The following is a 17,731-nucleotide window of genomic DNA, read 5'->3' as shown; positions in this document are numbered from 1 at the left end:
TTCATGGCAGCGTGTCAAACGGCAGAACGAATTCTGCCGCCAGGTCTCAAAGACCGGCTCCTGCCGCATATGCGCCGGCTGGAGCCGCTTCTCACCAGCGATGACCCGAAGCACCTTGCCCAGCGCATGGCGCTCGTCGCTTTCGCCATCCGCGTGGTCAGCGCCGGCATCGCCTTCGTGTCGCAGATCATCATGGCCCGCATGATGGGCGAGTTCGAATACGGCATCTTCGTTTTCGTCTGGGTGCTGGTCGTGCTGTTCGGCAACCTCTCCTGCCTCGGCTTCCACACCGCCATCATCCGCTTCGTGCCGCAATATCACGCCGTCAACGCACTGGACGAAATCCGCGGCATGACGGCGACGGTGCGCATTTTCGCCCTTCTGTCGGCCACCGTGCTCGCGGTAGTCGGCATCGGCGGGCTGCTCGTCTTCGGAAATCTCGTCAACGGCTACTATCTCGTGCCGCTTTATCTCGGCATCTTTGCCCTGCCGATGATCGCGCTCGGCGACGTCATGGACGGCACCTCGCGGGCGCATAGCTGGGCAGTCTCGGCCCTCAGCCCCACCTACATCGTCCGGCCCGTGCTCATCCTCGCCTTCATGATCGGCGCCGTCCGGGCCGGCCAGCCGTCCACCGCGCAGACCGCGATGATCGCGGCCATGCTGGCCACCTATGTCACGAGCGTCGGGCAGTTCTTCATTCTCACCTGGCGCCTGCGCAAACGCTATCGCGCCGGCCCGCTGCGGCTCGAGTTCCGCACCTGGCTGCGCGTCGCCCTGCCGATCTTCCTCATCGAAGGCTTCGGCTTCATGCTGACGAACTCCGATGTCGTGCTGGTCGGCATCGCGCTCGATCCCGAAAGCGTCGCGATCTACTTTGCCGCCGCCAAGACGATGGCGCTCGTTCATTTCGTGATGTTCGCCGTCAAGGCCGCCGCCGCGCCGCGTTTCTCCGCGGCGATGGGGAAATCCGGCATGGGCAAGCCCGATCGGCAGCAGCTGTCGGCCATCGCCATCGAAAGCGCGAGATGGTGCTTCTGGCCGTCGCTCGTCGTCGGCGGCTGCGTTCTGGCAGCCGGCGGTTTCCTTCTCTCCCTCTTCGGGCCCGCCTTCCTCTCCGGCTACCCGCTGATGGCGATCCTCTTTGCGGGCATCATGGCCAAGGCGCTGATCGGCCCGGCGGAGGCGCTGCTGACCATGGGCGGCCAGCAGGCGCTCTGCGTCAAACTCTACGCCGCGGCCCTTGCCGCCAATCTCGTGCTCAACGTCACCCTCATCCCCGTCTTCGGGCTGACGGGCGCTGCCATGGCAACGGCCGGCGCCATGATGGTCGAGGCGACATTGCTGCACCTTGCCGTGCGCCACACCTTCGGCATCCGGCTCTTTGCCTTTGCCGCCCCGCAGTCCGACGCCGTGGAAGCCGCCCTTCCCGCTATGGACCAGAAGACGACACGAACGATGGATGCAAAGGCCAGCCGACCATGAGCGTCACGCCCCAGTTCCCGACCGACGCCAACAGTCGCCCCTCGCAGCTGCCCCGCCGCGGGCAGCTCGCCAGCGACCAGATCCCGGCCGACACGCTGGTGCGGACCGGGCGTCCGGGGCGCGAATTCTGCGTCTACCCTGCCCGCGCCGGCTACGACCTGCAGGAAGAACTCGACTTCCTCTCCAACCGCGCCATCGAGCCGAACGTCTTCTTTTCCGGTCGGTTCCTGGCCCCGGCCATGCCCCGGCTCGAGGATCGCGTGGTGCGGCTCGCCGTTATCCGCGACCGCAGCGAGACGCGCAGCCGCCTGCGGTTCCTGATGCCGTTTTCCGTGGAAAGGCCGGGCTTTGCCATCGGCTCGCCGATCATCCGCGCCTGGTCCAATCCCTTCGGTCCGCTCGGCACGCCGCTTCTGGATACGGAAGAGGCCGCGGAAACGCTCGACAACCTGTTCGATGCGCTGGCCAATCCCGATGCGGGCCTGCCGCAGATCCTGGTCCTGCCCGATATCCGCCTCAAGGGACCGCTGGCCCGTCTCGCCCGCGCCGTCGCCATCAGCCGCAACCTGCCGCTTACCGTCACCGACACGTTCAGCCGGCCCATCCTCGACAGCCTGCTCGATGGCGAAACCTATCTGCGCCGCGCGATCAGCCCCGCCCACCTGCGTGAGCTGCGCCGCCAGTGGACCCTCCTCTCGCGCCTCGGCACCGTCACCCATTCCGTGGCCCGCCAGCCCGAAGAGGTGCGCCTGCGCATGGAGGAATTCCTCGCGCTGGAAGCCTCCGGCTGGAAGGGTCGCCAGCGCACCGCGATCGTTATGGACCGCTACCGCGCGGCGTTCGCCCGCGAAGCGATCACCAATCTTGCCGAAGCCGACGCCGTGCGCATCCACACGATCGATCTCGACGGCGTCGCCATCGCCTCGATGGTGGTCTTCCTGATGGGCGGCGAGGCCTATACCTGGAAGACCGGCTACGACGAGACCTATGCCCGCTACTCCCCCGGCAAGCTGCTGCTCAGCGAGCTGACGGAGTGGCATCTCGACGATGCGAACATCCTGAAATCCGACAGCTGCGCCGTGCCCGATCATCCGGTCATGAGCCGGTTCTGGGAAGAGCGCGAGGAGATGGGAACGCTGGTCATCGGCTTGCGCGCCAACCGCGACCGCGACGTGCGCCAGGTCGCGACCCAGCTCCATCTCTACCGCAACACGCGCAACATGGCCCGCCTGCTGCGCGAGAAGATGCGCGCGCTGACGCCGAAAAGCTTCCGGTAGGAGGGACGAACGCGATTGTCCGCAGCGCCGTCTACGCCGCGCCCTCCTCCACGGCCGGAGCCGCCCCGGTCGACACCGCGCGGGCCTCGGCGTCCCGAAGCAGCCGCCGAATGATCTTGCCCGACGTCGTCAGCGGCAGCGCATCCACGAACGCCACCTCGCGCGGATATTCGTGCATCGACAGCCGCGTCTTCACCCAGTCGGACAGCGCGGCCGCCAGCGTGTCCGACGCCGTATATCCCTCGGCCAGCACGACATAGGCTTTCACGATTTCCGTGCGAACCGGATCCGGCTTGCCGATGACGGCTGCCATGCGAACGGCGGGATGGCCGACCAGGCAATCCTCGACCTCGCTCGGTCCGATCCGGAATCCCGACGAGGTGATGACATCGTCGTCGCGCCCGAAAAAGTGGATATAGCCGTCATCGTCCATCACGGCCTGGTCCCCGGTCGTCATCCAGTCGCCGATGAACTTCGCCTGCGTCGCCGCCGCATTTCCCCAATAGCCGAGAAACATCACCGGATCGGGCCGCTGTACGGCGACCTGCCCCACCCGGCCCCGCGGCAGAACCTGCCCGTCCTCGTCGATGATCTCGACCACATGGCCCGGCGCCGCCTTGCCCATCGACCCCGCCTTCCGAACGCCATAGGCGGCACTGGAGGAAATGACGATGTTGCACTCCGTCTGCCCGTAGAACTCCGCGATCTCGACGCCAAGCGCCTTGGACGCCTGCTCGAACGTCTCGCGTCCCAGCGCCTCTCCCGCGGCTCCCACGGTTCGAAGGTTGAAAGCGTAACGCGCCCTCGGGTTCTCCACCGCCTTCATCAACCGCAGGGCCGTCGGCGGAATGAAGGCGTTGCGTACCGTCATCTCCGACAGGATACGGAACGCCATATGCGGATCGAACTTCTGCGCGGGGGAGGACACGACGGGAACACCGAGCATGAGCGACGGCAGCAGCGCATTCAAGAGCCCGCCCGCCCAGGCCCAGTCGGCCGGTGTCCACATGCGATCGCCGGCCTGCGGCAGGCCGGCATGGTGAAACTGGAAGCCGGGGAGATGGCCGAGCAAGACGCGATGCCCGTGCAGCGCGCCCTTGGGCGGCCCGGTCGTGCCGGAGGTGTAGATCATCAGGGCCGGATCGTCCGGCCCGGTATCCGCCGCAACGAAGCCGCTGGCGTCAAAGGCCGCCAGCACATCGAACCCGATCGTGTCGTCTGCCCCCCTGTCCCCGTCCGCGCCCCCATCCGTGCAGACGACCAGCCGCAGATCCGGCAGCCGCGCCCTGATGTCGGCGAGCCGCGATGCTCCGGAGCGATCGGTGACCACGACGCAGGCGCCGGCATCCCGCAGCCTGTACTCCAGAGCCTCGACGCCGAAGAGCAGCGCCAGCGGCAGGGCGATGCCGCCCAGCTTGTAGATCGCCGCATGCGCGATCGCTGCCGCAAATCCCTGCGGCAGCAGAATGGCGATACGCTCTCCCGGGAGAACCCCGCGCGCCAGAAGCCCGGCGGCAACCGAGGAGGATCGCGCGGCAAAGGCACCATAGGTCAGCGCCTCGTGATCGCCGTCGGGGCTGAAGTGCTGCAGACAGACCCGCTCCGGCGCCCGGACCGCCCAGGCATCGCTGACGGCCACGCCGATGTTGAAACGATGCGGAATGTCCCAGGAAAAATCCCGGATCAGGGCTTCATAGGTGGACGACGTCGGGAGCATGAACCGCCTTGGAAGAGGATGCCGACAAGGTGGCAGCCGCCGACCCTATCACCGCCCCGGCCGGCAGATCAATCAAGAGCCGCCACGCCACGGCAAGCGTCGAGAAGGACGCCCGCGATCCCGGTCACGCCTCAACCGTAATGCGCCGTCTCCGTGCCGCTCAGGCCGTGAAGCGCATGGAAGAGCGCATCGGGTGTGCGGTAGCCGCGCTCGAACAGCGCGATGGCAGCGCTTGCGGCGCTGACGCCGGCCTGCGTCCGCAAACCGATCCGCCTTTCGGCACACCACGCAAAGACTGCGCTCGTCACGATATCGACCTCGCGTTCCGGGCCTTTTTCGGAACCCCGTTCCGGGGAAACTGTCATGGATGCCTGCGCCAAGGAAATGTCTCCCGATATGTAAGTGCGAGGTTCAGAATGACACGCCCTGTGCCTTTCCGGCAAACGCCCTGCATGAGCCCGGTTAAGAAGCTGCCGCAGATGTCTCGACATGGCACATGCCGGCCGGTGTCGCGGGCGACCATGCGGCACACCCGGCACCTTGAGAGAAAAAGTCATTGAAGATGAACGACTTGAAAGAAGCCCCGACGAGAACCGCAGTCGGCGCTGCAATCTTTACCAAGCCTTCAGGATTGCCGTGCGATTGTCTGGCCACGCGCGGTTTGTAGAGCGTCCGCGCGCCTCTTCCCCCCGATTGCGACCCATCGCGGCGATGCACGAGACGTGGCATCTCCCGCTGTCGCGCACCCGCAAAGCGAGCGGCACCCGATCATGGCCGGCGGCCCGAGCGACGCGGCATCGCATGATGGGAAAATCCGACCGACGATCCCGAAACCGCGGCCGGGACCTTCATTCCTCGGCGTCGAGATCCAGAAACTCCGGCGCCTTGACCTGGCGAACGATGACCTCGTAGTCGCCCATATCGACGCCGTCGATCACGACATCCTCGACCGTGATCGTCATGATGCTGAACTCGCCGGTTTCCATGTGAACGCCGGCCACGTGTTCCGCGAGCCGGTTGGCACTCTCCTCCACAGGATCCGGCAACAATTGGCGAGGTATGAAATCCGGCGTCTGCATCATCACTCCAGGACCCGCGTGCTCGGCATCGTCGGCGCAACCTAGCGCATACCGGCACATCGCGATATCGCGCAGTTGCCGAACGCGCGCCCATCGCCAAAACGTGATCTCGCCTCCACAGGCAACGCCACAGCACCTCGCCCCGCTTAAACCAACGCGCTCCGCCGCCGCGACCGGTCGTCCCGGTTCAGGACATCCGCGATATCGCGCGCATCCTCCCGCTCGAGCCCGCTCAAATCCCGCCCATCCGACGCCGCCGGCAACCCGGTCACCTCATCGACCACCGTCCACCCCCCGCCCCGCTCCTGCCGCACCCCATACCGCACCTCGCTCATCCCGGCCTCCTGTTGTGTCGGATAAAGGTGAGACCGCGCACGGGAAGTTCAAGGGCCGGGAAGAGGCTGCAGACATTGACCCAGAGCGTTGGCCAAGGGCGACGTTCAAGTGGTGTGGTTCCTTTTTCCGTGCTTGTCTGTCGTCGCCGCAGCACGCCCGCAACCCCACTCCCTATCTGAACCGTCAGTTCACACCCCATTCATCCGCCGAGGCTCATGGTAAGTTACAACTTAGGAAGGATGACTATGACGAAGATGACACACATGCTCGGCGCCGCCGCGGTTGCGGTGGTCTTGGGCCTGACGAGCTTCACCACGGCGTCTGCCGCGCCCGTCGTGCCGGCACCTGTTCAACTGACCTCGGATGCGCAACTGGCGCAGTATCGCGACCGTGATGAGCGTCCGCGCTGGAAGAAGCGTTACGAGCGCAGGCACGATCGTCGCGTCGAGCGCCATGAAAGCCGCCGGGGCTACTGGCGGGGACATCGTGGCTATCGCGAGGCCCGCCGCGGCTACCGTCGCCACAGCGATGGCTACTACTACGCACCGGAAGTCTTCCGCTTGATCATCCGATAAGACGATACAATGCCGTCGCTCTTCCGGGAGCGACGGCATTTCCGTGTCTGCAGCCGCTATAAGCCGGATGCCAGTCGTCCCGCACGCAGCGGACCATAACGACAACGTTGCGGGAAACTGTTCCGTCAGCGAATAGGGCGGGAGAGTTGGGTGCCGGGCGCACCAGCCAAGCACTCCGCCTTACGAAATTTACACCAGAAAGGCCGACCGCAAAACGTATGGGAATCAAGGCGTCGAAGCTTGTTGCAAAACACGTCGAGATTGAGATTCCCCGAACGTGAAGTCCTGCGCGAAGAAAATCTCTAAAAATCAATGAATTTCAATGACATAGAATTTTGTGGTGCCCCATGCCGGAGTCGAACCAGCACTCCTTTCGGAACTCGATTTTGAGTCGAGCGCGTCTACCAATTCCGCCAATGGGGCACGGAGAGGCAGGATCGGGATTTATACGGGTGGGGCGGACTTGGTCAACCGAGATTCCGCAGCCGGGGAGGCAATTGCGCGAGCGGATGATCCGGGAGGGTCGCCGGCAGGCGGCCGGATGGGCGGGAGGACGGTGCGCAGCCGCCTTGGCGCGCCGGGGTGATTTACAGGCGCCGTATTCCTGCATAGAAGCTGATGAATGCCACGTCCGGGGCTGCGCCCCGCTTGCCCCCGAAGCCCGTCGCCACACCTGATCGAGGAATTGCCGATGCTCCGCAGCCTTTACGACTGGACCATGTCGCTTGCCGCGCGCAAGTCGGCGGAGGTCTGGCTTGCCGTCATCGCCTTTGTGGAAAGCTCGGTCTTCCTCGTGCCGGCCGACGTCCTGTTTCTGCCCATGGCCCTGGCACGGCCGGAGCGCGCCTGGCGCTATGCGGCGATCGCCACCGTCGCCTCCGTGCTGGGCGGCATTGCCGGCTGGTATCTCGGCCATTACGCCTTCGAGACGCTGGCGCGCCCGGTTCTGGAATTCTACGGCAAGCTCGAAGCGTTCGAAACGATGCGTGCCTCGTTCAGCAACGAGATGCTGGTGCTGCTGCTGGTCACCTCCGGCCTTGCGCATCTGCCGCCGATCAAGGTCGTCACGATTCTCTCCGGCGTCGCCGGCATCCATCTCGGCCTGTTCATCGTCTGCGCCATCATCGCGCGCGGAGCGCGCTTTTTCCTGCTCGCCTGGCTGCTGCGCCGCTATGGCGAGGAGATCCGCCATTTTATCGAGAAGCGTCTCGGTCTGATCTCGGCGATTGCCGCCGCCGCGCTGATCGCCCTCTTCATCGCCTACCGCTTCTTCCTCCACAATCCCGAGATCGTCACGCCCTGACACGCGCAGCCGCGGCCGCAAAACAGATGTCGATCCTCGACCATATGCTGTAAGGGCTTCGTGACCCACACAGCGAACCCGCCTCCCGGAGCCCGTAGACCGTGACCGCCATCCAACGCTCGCCTGCCCTGTCCGCCGCCGTCCTCGTCACGCTCGGCATGATCGTGACGGTGGGAACCGCGCTCGGCTTCGAACATCTCGGCGGCTACATCCCCTGCGCGCTCTGCCTGATGCAGCGCGAGCCCTATTATTACGGCATCCCCGTCGGCCTGCTCGCCATCATCAGCGCCGCCTTCCCCATGCCAGCCTGGCTGCCGCGTCTGCTGCTGGCGGTCGTGGCGATCATGATGCTGGTCGGTGCCGGTATCGGCATCTACCATGCGGGCGTCGAGTGGCATTTCTGGGCGGGGCCCGCCAATTGCTCGACCACCGCGCAGGGCGTCTCACCCAATGTCGGCGATCTCCTGGGCGATCTCGACAGCAAGCACGGCCCGTCCTGCACGGATGCAGCGCTCCGCGTGCTCGGCCTGTCCTTTGCCGGCTGGAACGTGCTGGCGAGCCTCGTGCTTGCGGCCATCGCCGTGCGCGGCGCCGTCAAGGCGCGGTAACGCGAAACGGGCGCCCGTTCAGGCGCCCGCAAAATCCCGTCCGCCATCGGCGGTTCACGAAAACTCAGGCCTCAAGGCTGCAGTTCGACATCCCAGTAAAGATAGTCCATCCAGCTTTCATGCAGAAAATTTGGCGGAAACAGCCGGCCGTTGTTGTGCAGGTCCTGCACCGTCGGGTGGTAGGGTTTCTGGTGCGGGAACATGCCGGCATTGCGCGGCATCTTGCCGCCCTTGCGCAGATTGCAGGGCGAGCACGCGGCCACCACGTTCTCCCACGTCGTCTGGCCGCCATGGCAGCGCGGAATGACATGGTCGAAGGTCAGGTCGTCGGGCGAGCCGCAATACTGACATTCGAAACGGTCCCGCAGAAAGACGTTGAAGCGCGTGAAGGCCGGATGGCGCGACGGCTGGACATAGCTCTTCAGGCACACGACGCTCGGAAGCTTCATTGAAAAGCTGGGCGAGGACACCTGATGTTCGTATTCCGCGAGAATAACGACACGGTCAAGGAAGACCGCCTTGATCGCGTCCTGCCAGGACCAGAGCGACAAGGGGTAATAACTAAGAGGCCGGTAGTCCGCGTTCAACACGAGCGCAGGCAAGGCCTGAGGTGAGACTGCAATCGTCAAGTCCAGTGACTCCTGATCGATTCGGCATCTGCACTTCTATATTAGGCTCGTTACGTCAGGATTGTGAAGCCGAAAGGAAATCGGCAACAAAAGATTCATTTCAGATGGTTACGCGCCACGCGGCACGACCCTGCCTCAGGCGAGAACGGGTGCGGCATCGCGGCGCATGCAGCGGGCGTAATAGGCCCAGAACAGACGTGCCGCGACACTGCGCCAGGGGCTCCAGGCAAGGCTGATCGTATCCAGCGCCCGCGCAGACGGACGCGCCTCCAGGCGGAACGCGTGCGCAACGGCGCTCTGCAGCGCGACGTCGCCGACCGGAAACACATCCGGGTGACCGGCGCAGAAGACCAGATAGACCTCCGCCGTCCAGCGGCCGATGCCCGGCAGCGCACCGAGCGCGGCGATGGCAGCATCCGGCTCCAGATCGCAGATTCCGTCGAGATCCAGCACTCCGGCCTCCACGGCAAGAGCCGCGGCCCGCAGCGCCTTGATCTTCGCCCCCGACAGGCCGGTGGCGCGGCCATCCGCCTCGTCGAGCGCAAGGAAAGCGCCAGCCTCCACCGTGCCGAGCCGCAAGGTCATCCGGTTCCAGATCGCCGCCGCACTCGCCTTGGAGATCATCTGCGAGACGATGATTGCGGCCAGCCCGGAAAAGCCGGGTTCGGACCGCCGCAGTGGCACCGCTCCGGCAGCGGCGATGATGGGCACAAGGCGGGGATCGCGCGTCCCCAGGGCCGCAAGACCGCAGGAGACATCGTGGTCGCTCGAAATTCGCATCGTGAGGGTCCTCCCGCCGTCTTGGCCCGGCGGCCCATTGATGGCAGAAGACGTTCATGCCGAACAGCCTGTTCACGCCCCCGGTCTATCGCTTCGCGCCGAGCCCCAACGGCGCACTGCACCTCGGCCATGCCCTCTCGGCCCTGCTGAACGCACGGTTCGCACGGGAGACCGGCGGCCGGCTTCTGCTGCGGCTGGAAGATATCGACCGCGCGCGCTGCCGGCCGGAGTTCGAGCGGGCCATCGTCGAGGATCTCGCCTGGCTCGGCCTCACCTTCGAGGCGCCCGTGCGGCGCCAGTCCGATCATTTCGCCGACTACGAGACGGCCCTCGACCATCTGAAGGCCCGCGGCCTCGTCTATCCCGCCTTCCTCACGCGCGGCGAGATCCGCGCGCATGTCGCAGCCATCGAGGCCGGCGGCGGCACGTGGCCGCGCGATCCGGACGGTGCCCCGCTCTATCCCGGCCCCGAGCGGACGTGGGACACACGGCGAAGAGAGGATGCCGTTGCCGCGGCAGAGGCGACCGGACGGCCCTATGCCTGGCGTCTGGACATGGAGGCGGCACGCCGTGCCATCGACGGGCCGCTCACCTGGCAGGAAACCGGAACCCGCCCGACAAGCGGCACGGACGATCCGGAAGGCTTGGCGGGCACGATCGCGGCGCGGCCCGAAGCCTGGGGCGATGTCATCCTGTCGCGGCCGGATGCACCCTCCAGCTACCATCTGTCGGTGACGGTGGACGATGCGGTGCAGGGCGTCACCCATGTCGTGCGGGGGCAGGACCTCTTCCATGCGACCGCGGTACACCGCCTGCTCCAGACACTGCTCGACATGCCCGCGCCGGTCTATCACCACCACCGCCTTGTGCGTGGGCCGGATGGACGGAAGCTGTCGAAGAGCCAGCGCGATACGGGGCTGGCCGCACTCCGGGAAAGCGGTCTCTCAGCGGCGCAGGTCCGCGCGCTTGTTCTCTGACTCCGCCGCCGCGCCCTCTTCGGGAAGGGCGATGTCGCGCGTGGCCGCGGCTTCGACCGCCGGCATGCCGCGAAAATGGCGGATGACCATGCGCTTGACCTTGTACTTCATGATCGCGGCATTGATTTCCGCGCCGATGATGAAGATGGCCCCGACCATGTAAAGGAACACGAGCACGATCATGATCGAGGCCAGACCGGCATAGGTCGAGACATAGTTGGCGAAGGTCGAGAGGTAGGAGGCGAAACCGAAGGCGCCGATCGTCCAGGCGATGAGCGTGATGAGGATGCCGGGCAGGACGTCCATGATCTTGCGCCGGCCGTCGGGCAGCCAGAGATGCGAGACGATCAGCCCGCAGGTGAGGATCAGAAGCGCGAGCGCCAGACCCCAGTTGTCGACCATGGACAGGATCTCGTCCAGCCAGGGCAGCCAGCGGTCGGCATAGCGAAGCGCGAGCGGCACCGCGACGAGCAGCAGGCTGACGAAGGCGAGAATGACGACACCCGCCAGCACGAAGCCGAGACTGGCGATGCGCGTCACGTACCAGGGCCGGCTTTCCGCCACGCGATAAGCGCGGTTGAGCGAAATGCGCAGCGCCTCGACGCCATTGGAGGCGAAATAGGCCGCAGCCAGCACCGAAACGGTGAGCAACCCGCCGCGCGGCGTCGTCAGCACCTGCACGATCTCGTCGGCGATCGGCTTTGCGATCGACGGCGGCCAGGTGTCGAAGATCAGATGCACGGCCGTGGTGGCGAACTGGTCGGCGCCCAGAAAGCTGCCGAGCGCGGTGCCGAAGATCAGGAACGGGAAGATCGCGAGCAGCGACGACAGCGCGACATGGCTGGCCATCGCCCAGCCGTCGTCGTCGCTGAAATGCCACAGCGCATCGAATGTGACCTTCCAGGCCATACGCAGGAACAACGGCATCCGGTCTCCGCTCTCAAGGGCACGCCGCCCCGTCCTCCGGGATACGCAACGCGCCGCGATTTGGTTTCATGCACGTTCATCGATGTCGTCGCCGGCGTGGCGATCCGCCACGCGGCGCAAGCCCAACTGCCGCAAGATTGTCACCTGCCTGCGAATATGGGAAACCAGCGCTCCAAGTCCACCTGCCCATGTCCATATACCCATGCGCAAAGCCCGAAGCGACCGAGAGCCCATGACAGACAGCCCCCATCGGGACCGGCCCGCCATCATCGTCACGGGATGCTCCTCCGGCATCGGCGCCTATGCGGCAAGGGCGCTCGCCCGCGATGGCTGGCGCGTCTTCGCCACCGTCCGCCGGGAGGAAGACCGTGTCGGCCTCGAAGCCGAGGGCATCGAGACCTTCCTCATGGACTACACCCGCACGGAGACGATCGCGGCCATGGTCGAGGCGGTTCTGGCGCGCACCGGCGGTCGGCTGGATGCGCTGTTCAACAACGGTGCCTACGGGCAGGCCGGCGCGGTCGAGGATCTGCCGACGGAGGCGTTGCGCCTGCAGCTCGAGACCAACGTCATCGGCTGGCACGACCTTACACGCCGCGTCATCCCGGTCATGCGGGCGCAGGGCCACGGCCGTATCGTGCAATGCTCCTCCATTCTCGGCATCGTGCCCTACCGGTGGCGCGGCGCCTACAATGCGTCGAAGTTCGCCATCGAGGGCCTGTCGCTCACCCTGCGCATGGAGCTTGCCGGCACCGGCATCGCGGTCAGCCTGATCGAGCCCGGCCCGATCGAGTCGCGCTTCACGGCCAATGCCGTTACGCATATCCGCCGCCATATCGATCTCGAAGGCTCGGTGCACCGCGATGAATATGTCCGGCAGATGCGCCGGCTGACCGGCGAAGGCGGCCCGTCCCGGGGCAAGCTCGGGCCGGAGGCGGTTTATGCCGTTCTTGTGAAAGCCTTGACGGCAAAACGCCCGCGGCCGCACTATATTGTGACTCAACCGGCCAAACAGGGCGCACGGTTGAAGAAACTTCTTCCGGCGGGCCTGTTCTATCGCATTATCGGGCGCCTCGGCTGAGCGGCCGGATCCTCTCTGGTGGGACGGCAAGCGGCCGTCAGAAAGACTGCGCATGAGTTCCTTCCTTACCGGCCTCACTCTGCTCGTGATGGGCCTCGTCGTCATCGTGCTGATCCGTGGCCTGATCACCATGGCCAAGGGCGGCAGCGGCAACGCTTCCAACAAGCTGATGCAGGCCCGCGTCCTGCTCCAGGCGGTCGCCATCGGCCTGATCATGCTCACCCTCTGGATTACCGGGGGAGGACGCTGACATGGTCAAGCTCAACAAGATCTACACCCGCACCGGTGACGACGGTACGACAGGCCTTGCCGCCGGACCGCGCCGCCTGAAGAACGATCTGAGGGTCGAATGCTACGGCACGATCGACGAGGCGAATGCCGCGATCGGCATGGCGCGCCTGACGACATCGAGCGAGCCGGAGGTCGACGCGATGCTGAAGCGCATCCAGAACGATCTCTTCGATCTCGGAGCGGATCTCTCGACGCCGGATACGGGCGAGACGCTGCCCTACGAGCCGCTGCGCATCGTCGCCGGTCAGGTCGCGCGGCTGGAAGGCGAGATCGACCGTCTGAATGCCGATCTCGAGCCGCTGCGCTCCTTCGTGCTGAACGGCGGAACGCCGGCTGCAGCCCACTTGCACCTCGCACGCACCATCGCGCGCCGGGCCGAACGCGCCATGGTCGCTCTCTCCCACACCGACGGGGAGACGGTCAGCCCGGCGGCGCTCGAATATGTCAACCGCCTCTCCGACTTCCTCTTCGTGGCAGCCCGCTGGCTGAACGATCGCGGCCGCGGCGACGTGCTCTGGGTGCCCGGTCTCACAAGGTGAGGCCCGGGCTTACGCGGTAAGGCCGCCTGCGCCGGAGGAGACACCATGTTCATACCGCTTCACGATCGCAACAACCTGAAGCACATCCGTCTGCAGGTCGTGACGATCGGGCTGATCCTTGCGAACGTGGTGATCTTCTTCCTCACAGGGCCTCTGTTCGTGGAGGCCTCCACCGTCAATGCCGATCTTCTCGGCTTCGGCTACATCCCCGCGCTGATCTTCGGCGATGCGACGCTGGCACCCGGCATCGCCGTCGTGCCGGAGGCCGCAACTCATATCACCTATGCCTTTCTGCATGCCGATCTCTACCACCTCGGCACCAACATGCTCTTCCTCTGGGTGTTCGGCGACAATGTGGAAGACGCGCTGGGGCACGTCCGCTTCCTGATCTTCTACCTTGCCTGCGCGGCGGCCGGCGCCGTCGTTCATGGTCTGGTCGTGCCCTATTCGCAGGCGCCGCTGATCGGCGCATCCGGCGCCGTTTCCGGCGTGGTCGCGGCCTATTTTCTTCTGCACCCGCGCGTCCGCGTCTGGGTGCTCGTCCTCTTCCGCATCCCCCTGCCCTTGCCCGCCTTCATCCCGCTCGCCCTCTGGATCGCCCAGCAGTTCTACATGCTCGCGGTCGATCCCTCGGCCGACGTCTCCTGGGGCGCCCATGTCGGCGGCATCATCGCCGGCCTGCTGCTGGTCCTCGTCATGCGCCGCAAGGGCGTTCCCCTCTTCGACCGGGTCGTCGTCGTGCCCAAGGCCGTGCGCCTCGTGGACGCGCCGCCGCGCGACCTCCCGCCGCCGCAGGCTGGAGCGGGCCCCTGGGGCACGCGACCGTGAAGCAGGGCGCCGGACATCTCCACCAGAATTTTCGCACGAACTATTGACGTGCACGTAAAGGTCAGTAATTTACGCATCGGGACCGGGAGCACGTTCAGGCAAGATTGCAATTGTGGTGAAAACGCGTATCGATGTCGCCAATCGACTGACGGGGCGGCGTGGGAATATGCGATCTCACGATGCACGCGCCTGAAAAGCTTGCGGATTTGAGATCGGCGCCGAGAGGCGCCACACGGGAACCAGACGTGCTGACATACGCGACCCGGTATCAGCACGTCGAAGGCTCGCCGGGGCATCCGGCCCGGCCTCACTGCTGAGATGAACTGCCGAGATTCGATGAAGGAAGGCTCCATGAAAATTCTTGTCACCGTGAAGCGCGTCGTTGACTACAACGTCAAGATCCGCGTCAAGCCGGACGGTTCCGGCGTCGAGCTTGCCAATGTGAAGATGTCGATGAACCCCTTCGACGAAATCTCCGTGGAAGAAGCGCTGCGGCTGAAGGAAGCCGGCAAGGCGACGGAAGTGGTCGTCGTCTCGATCGGCCCGGCCAAGGCCGAGGAAACGCTGCGCACTGGGCTTGCCATGGGCGCGGACCGCGCGATCCTCGTCGAGACCGATGCGGCCGTGGAGCCGCTGGCGGTCGCCAAGATCCTCAAGGGCGTGGTCGAAGCCGAACAGCCTTCGCTCGTCATCGTGGGCAAGCAGGCGATCGACGACGACTCGAACCAGACGGGCCAGATGCTGTCCGCGCTGCTCGGCTGGAGCCAGGGCACCTTCGCCTCCAAGGTCGAGCTCGGCGCCGACACGGCAACCGTGACCCGCGAAGTGGATGGCGGCCTGCAGACGATCGACATCAAGCTTCCTGCCGTCGTCACGACGGATCTGCGCCTCAACGAGCCGCGCTACGCTTCCCTGCCCAACATCATGAAGGCGAAGAAGAAGCCGCTCGACAAGAAGACGCCGGCCGATTTCGGCGTCGACACCACGCCGCGCCTGACCGTTCTGAAGACGGAAGAGCCCGCCGGCCGCAAGGCAGGCATCAAGGTGGCCTCGGTCGCCGAACTGGTCGACAAGCTGAAGAACGAAGCCGGCGTGCTCTAAGGCCCGATCGGGAAGGTCCGCCGCCGGCCCGCAGCGTCCAGCGCGGCACCCTTCCCGTCAAATGCCCTTGCACGCGATGTGCTGCCGGATACCCCGTCGAGGCCGACGGCTGGATGCCGCGCAGCGAAGACAGATTGAGACTTTGAGGAGAACACACGACATGGCCATTCTTCTTCTGGCGGATCATGACGGTCAGACCGTTTCCGACGCCACTGCCCGTACCATCAGTGCCGCAACCGCAATCGGCGGCGATATTCACGTTCTGGTCGCCGGCGTCGGCGCGGATGCCGCAGCAGCAAGCGCTGCTGCACTCTCCGGCGTGGCCAAGGTCCTGCTCGCCAACGATGCGGGCCTGGCCAACAACCTCGCCGAGCCGCTCGCAGCCCTGCTGGTATCGCTCGCCGGCAGCTACGACGTGCTGATCGCGCCGGCCACCTCGGTCGGCAAGAACGTCATGCCGCGCGTCGCCGCCCTGCTCGACGTCGCCCAGATCTCCGAAATCACCGAGGTCGTCTCGGCCGACACGTTCAAGCGGCCGATCTATGCCGGCAACGCCATCCAGACCGTGCAGTCGGGCGATGCCAGGAAGGTCATCACCGTACGCACCTCGACCTTCTCGCCGGCCGCGGCCGGCGGTTCGGCACCGGTCGAGACCGTCTCTGCAGCAGCCGATCCGGGTCTCTCCACCTTCGTGGGCGATGCCCTCTCCTCGTCCGACCGTCCGGAACTCACCTCGGCGAAGATCATCGTCTCCGGCGGCCGTGCGCTCGGCTCGGCGGAAAAATTTCAGGAAGTCATCCTGCCGCTCGCCGACAAGCTCGGCGCCGCCGTCGGCGCAAGCCGTGCCGCGGTCGATGCAGGATACGCCCCGAACGACTGGCAGGTCGGCCAGACCGGCAAGGTCGTCGCACCGCAGCTCTACATCGCCTGCGGCATCTCCGGCGCCATCCAGCACCTCGCCGGCATGAAGGACTCGAAGGTCATCGTCGCCATCAACAAGGATGAGGAAGCCCCGATCTTCCAGGTCGCCGATTACGGCCTCGTCGGCGACATCTTCACCGTCCTGCCGGAACTCGAAAAGGCTCTGTAAGCCGGACACACCGAGAATTGAACGGCCGCGTCCCCACGATGCGGCCGTTTTGCATTCGAAGACACGCAAACAGCGACGGAAAGCACTGGCAAAAATGGCGGCCAGCCGGTATCACTTTGACGCAGGCCTTCAGTGGTCCTGAACGTCGGCTGCGATTGGGGAACATCGGCTTGATGATCAAGAATGTCGGAATCGTCGGTGCGGGACAAATGGGCTGCGGCATTGCGCAGGTCGCCGCGATGGCAGGGTACAAGGTGCACCTCTACGACATCGCACCCGACCGTATCGAGGCCGGCCTCGCCACGATCAACGGCAATATGGCCCGCCAGGTTTCCTCCGGAAAACTGACCGAGGACGAGCGCAAGAAGGCGCTGACGCTGATCAAGGGCTCCGCCGACCTGACGGATCTTTCGCCGGCCGACCTCGTCATCGAGGCCGCCACCGAAGACGAAGCCATCAAGCGCAAGATCTACGTCGCCGTCTGTCCGGTGCTCAAGCCGGACGCCATTCTCGCCACCAACACCTCCTCCCTCTCGATCACCCGTCTTGCCTCCGCCACGGATCGCCCCGAGCGTTTCATGGGCATCCACTTCATGAACCCGGTCCCGGTGATGAAGCTCGTGGAACTGGTGCGCGGCATTGCAACCGAGGAGGGCACCTTCGCCTCGGCCCGTCAGTTCGTCACCGCCCTCGACAAGACCATCACGGTTGCGGAGGACTTCCCGGCCTTCATCGTCAACCGCATTCTCCTGCCGATGATCAACGAGGCAATCTACACGCTCTACGAAGGCGTCGGCACCGTCGATGCCATCGACACCGCCATGAAGCTCGGCGCCAATCACCCCATGGGCCCGCTGCAACTGGCGGACTTCATCGGCCTCGACACCTGCCTGTCGATCATGCAGGTCCTTCACGACGGCCTCGCCGACAGCAAGTACCGCCCCTGCCCGCTCCTGGTGAAATATGTCGAGGCCGGCTGGCTCGGCCGGAAGTCCGGTCGCGGCTTCTACGACTATCGGGGGGAAACCCCGGTGCCCACGCGATAAACCACTCCGCGTTGTATTGACGATTACGCATATTGAATGCAATCGTGAGTTCGCCTTCTTCG

General features: G+C 65.3%; 20 protein-coding genes and 1 tRNA gene. 13 read left to right on the top strand and 8 right to left on the bottom strand.

Annotation, left to right across the window (positions count from 1 at the left end):
• The first annotated feature begins 3 nt into the window (after positions 1 to 3).
• Positions 4 to 1,485, top strand: coding sequence for a lipopolysaccharide biosynthesis protein (locus tag LRX75_RS16690; RefSeq protein WP_231815815.1), 1,482 nt, complete (start codon positions 4 to 6; stop codon positions 1,483 to 1,485).
• Complete coding sequence (locus tag LRX75_RS16685) at positions 1,482 to 2,762, top strand: GNAT family N-acetyltransferase (protein ID WP_231815814.1); 1,281 nt, start codon at positions 1,482 to 1,484, stop codon at positions 2,760 to 2,762. Before LRX75_RS16690 ends, LRX75_RS16685 begins: the two co-directional genes overlap by 4 nt.
• Before the next feature lie 31 nt (positions 2,763 to 2,793).
• Here the strand turns inward: LRX75_RS16685 and LRX75_RS16680 are convergent, their stop codons facing one another.
• The 4 genes from LRX75_RS16680 to LRX75_RS16665 form a co-directional block, all read right to left on the bottom strand.
• Entirely contained in the window at positions 2,794 to 4,479 is a 1,686-nt protein-coding gene (locus tag LRX75_RS16680) for an AMP-binding protein (protein WP_231815813.1), read from the bottom strand.
• 131 nt (positions 4,480 to 4,610) lie between these two features.
• Positions 4,611 to 4,844, bottom strand: a complete 234-nt coding sequence (locus LRX75_RS16675) for a hypothetical protein (RefSeq protein ID WP_231815812.1) — start codon at positions 4,842 to 4,844, stop codon at positions 4,611 to 4,613.
• A gap of 483 nt (positions 4,845 to 5,327) precedes the next feature.
• The gene (locus tag LRX75_RS16670) at positions 5,328 to 5,480 is read right to left on the bottom strand and encodes a hypothetical protein (RefSeq protein ID WP_162742996.1); all 153 of its coding nucleotides are present in this window, start codon (positions 5,478 to 5,480) and stop codon (positions 5,328 to 5,330) included.
• A gap of 224 nt (positions 5,481 to 5,704) precedes the next feature.
• Complete coding sequence (locus LRX75_RS16665) at positions 5,705 to 5,893, bottom strand: hypothetical protein (RefSeq protein ID WP_113150808.1); 189 nt, start codon at positions 5,891 to 5,893, stop codon at positions 5,705 to 5,707.
• A 246-nt stretch (positions 5,894 to 6,139) separates the two neighbouring features.
• On the opposite strand from LRX75_RS16665, the gene LRX75_RS16660 reads away from it, so the two are divergent.
• Positions 6,140 to 6,469, top strand: coding sequence for a hypothetical protein (locus LRX75_RS16660; RefSeq protein ID WP_113150807.1), 330 nt, complete (start codon positions 6,140 to 6,142; stop codon positions 6,467 to 6,469).
• Between the two features lie 338 nt (positions 6,470 to 6,807).
• On the opposite strand, the gene LRX75_RS16655 is transcribed toward LRX75_RS16660, so the two are convergent.
• Positions 6,808 to 6,892: transfer RNA gene (locus LRX75_RS16655), tRNA-Leu, on the bottom strand.
• A 268-nt stretch (positions 6,893 to 7,160) separates the two neighbouring features.
• Between LRX75_RS16655 and LRX75_RS16650 the strand changes: the two genes are divergently transcribed.
• Positions 7,161 to 7,772 (top strand): YqaA family protein, encoded by a 612-nt coding sequence (locus LRX75_RS16650; protein ID WP_231815811.1) that lies wholly within the window; start codon positions 7,161 to 7,163, stop codon positions 7,770 to 7,772.
• 101 nt (positions 7,773 to 7,873) lie between these two features.
• On the top strand, positions 7,874 to 8,380 hold the full coding sequence (locus LRX75_RS16645) for a disulfide bond formation protein B (RefSeq protein ID WP_338110332.1): 507 nt from the start codon (positions 7,874 to 7,876) through the stop codon (positions 8,378 to 8,380).
• Positions 8,381 to 8,451: 71 nt separating this feature from the next.
• Here the strand turns inward: LRX75_RS16645 and LRX75_RS16640 are convergent, their stop codons facing one another.
• Both LRX75_RS16640 and LRX75_RS16635 read right to left on the bottom strand, forming a co-directional pair.
• Positions 8,452 to 9,009, bottom strand: a complete 558-nt coding sequence (locus LRX75_RS16640) for an HNH endonuclease (RefSeq protein WP_062474798.1) — start codon at positions 9,007 to 9,009, stop codon at positions 8,452 to 8,454.
• Between the two features lie 135 nt (positions 9,010 to 9,144).
• A complete protein-coding gene (locus LRX75_RS16635; RefSeq protein ID WP_231815810.1) occupies positions 9,145 to 9,789 on the bottom strand; it encodes a DNA-3-methyladenine glycosylase family protein in 645 nt (214 codons plus the stop codon).
• A 56-nt stretch (positions 9,790 to 9,845) separates the two neighbouring features.
• On the opposite strand from LRX75_RS16635, the gene gluQRS reads away from it, so the two are divergent.
• Positions 9,846 to 10,766 (top strand): tRNA glutamyl-Q(34) synthetase GluQRS, encoded by a 921-nt coding sequence (gluQRS, locus tag LRX75_RS16630; RefSeq protein ID WP_231815809.1) that lies wholly within the window; start codon positions 9,846 to 9,848, stop codon positions 10,764 to 10,766.
• Here gluQRS and LRX75_RS16625 read toward each other — a convergent pair.
• Positions 10,734 to 11,693, bottom strand: coding sequence for a YihY/virulence factor BrkB family protein (locus tag LRX75_RS16625; RefSeq protein ID WP_113150803.1), 960 nt, complete (start codon positions 11,691 to 11,693; stop codon positions 10,734 to 10,736). The two genes, gluQRS and LRX75_RS16625, sit on opposite strands and share 33 nt — an antisense overlap.
• A gap of 232 nt (positions 11,694 to 11,925) precedes the next feature.
• Here LRX75_RS16625 and LRX75_RS16620 point away from each other — a divergent pair, with 232 nt between their 5' ends.
• The 7 genes from LRX75_RS16620 to LRX75_RS16590 all read left to right on the top strand — a co-directional run bounded on the left by LRX75_RS16620 (position 11,926) and on the right by LRX75_RS16590 (position 17,669).
• On the top strand, positions 11,926 to 12,774 hold the full coding sequence (locus tag LRX75_RS16620) for an SDR family oxidoreductase (protein ID WP_231815808.1): 849 nt from the start codon (positions 11,926 to 11,928) through the stop codon (positions 12,772 to 12,774).
• 52 nt (positions 12,775 to 12,826) lie between these two features.
• The gene (locus LRX75_RS16615; protein WP_092935449.1) at positions 12,827 to 13,024 is read left to right on the top strand and encodes a twin transmembrane helix small protein; all 198 of its coding nucleotides are present in this window, start codon (positions 12,827 to 12,829) and stop codon (positions 13,022 to 13,024) included.
• A gap of 1 nt (position 13,025) precedes the next feature.
• Positions 13,026 to 13,604, top strand: coding sequence for a cob(I)yrinic acid a,c-diamide adenosyltransferase (locus LRX75_RS16610; protein ID WP_113150801.1), 579 nt, complete (start codon positions 13,026 to 13,028; stop codon positions 13,602 to 13,604).
• Positions 13,605 to 13,649: 45 nt separating this feature from the next.
• Positions 13,650 to 14,432 (top strand): rhomboid family intramembrane serine protease, encoded by a 783-nt coding sequence (locus LRX75_RS16605; RefSeq protein ID WP_231815807.1) that lies wholly within the window; start codon positions 13,650 to 13,652, stop codon positions 14,430 to 14,432.
• A 351-nt stretch (positions 14,433 to 14,783) separates the two neighbouring features.
• The gene (locus LRX75_RS16600; RefSeq protein WP_113150844.1) at positions 14,784 to 15,533 is read left to right on the top strand and encodes an electron transfer flavoprotein subunit beta/FixA family protein; all 750 of its coding nucleotides are present in this window, start codon (positions 14,784 to 14,786) and stop codon (positions 15,531 to 15,533) included.
• A 160-nt stretch (positions 15,534 to 15,693) separates the two neighbouring features.
• Complete coding sequence (locus tag LRX75_RS16595) at positions 15,694 to 16,623, top strand: electron transfer flavoprotein subunit alpha/FixB family protein (protein ID WP_231815806.1); 930 nt, start codon at positions 15,694 to 15,696, stop codon at positions 16,621 to 16,623.
• Between the two features lie 173 nt (positions 16,624 to 16,796).
• Entirely contained in the window at positions 16,797 to 17,669 is an 873-nt protein-coding gene (locus LRX75_RS16590; RefSeq protein ID WP_113150798.1) for a 3-hydroxybutyryl-CoA dehydrogenase, read from the top strand.
• Positions 17,670 to 17,731: the final 62 nt, after the last annotated feature.

The sequence above is a fragment of the Rhizobium quercicola genome, from assembly GCF_021168455.1.
In the GTDB taxonomy this organism is placed as follows: Bacteria; Pseudomonadota; Alphaproteobacteria; order Rhizobiales; family Rhizobiaceae; genus Ferranicluibacter; species Ferranicluibacter quercicola.
Note: the sequence above shows the minus strand (reverse complement) of the source record. Positions and strands in the feature narration are given on the sequence as shown.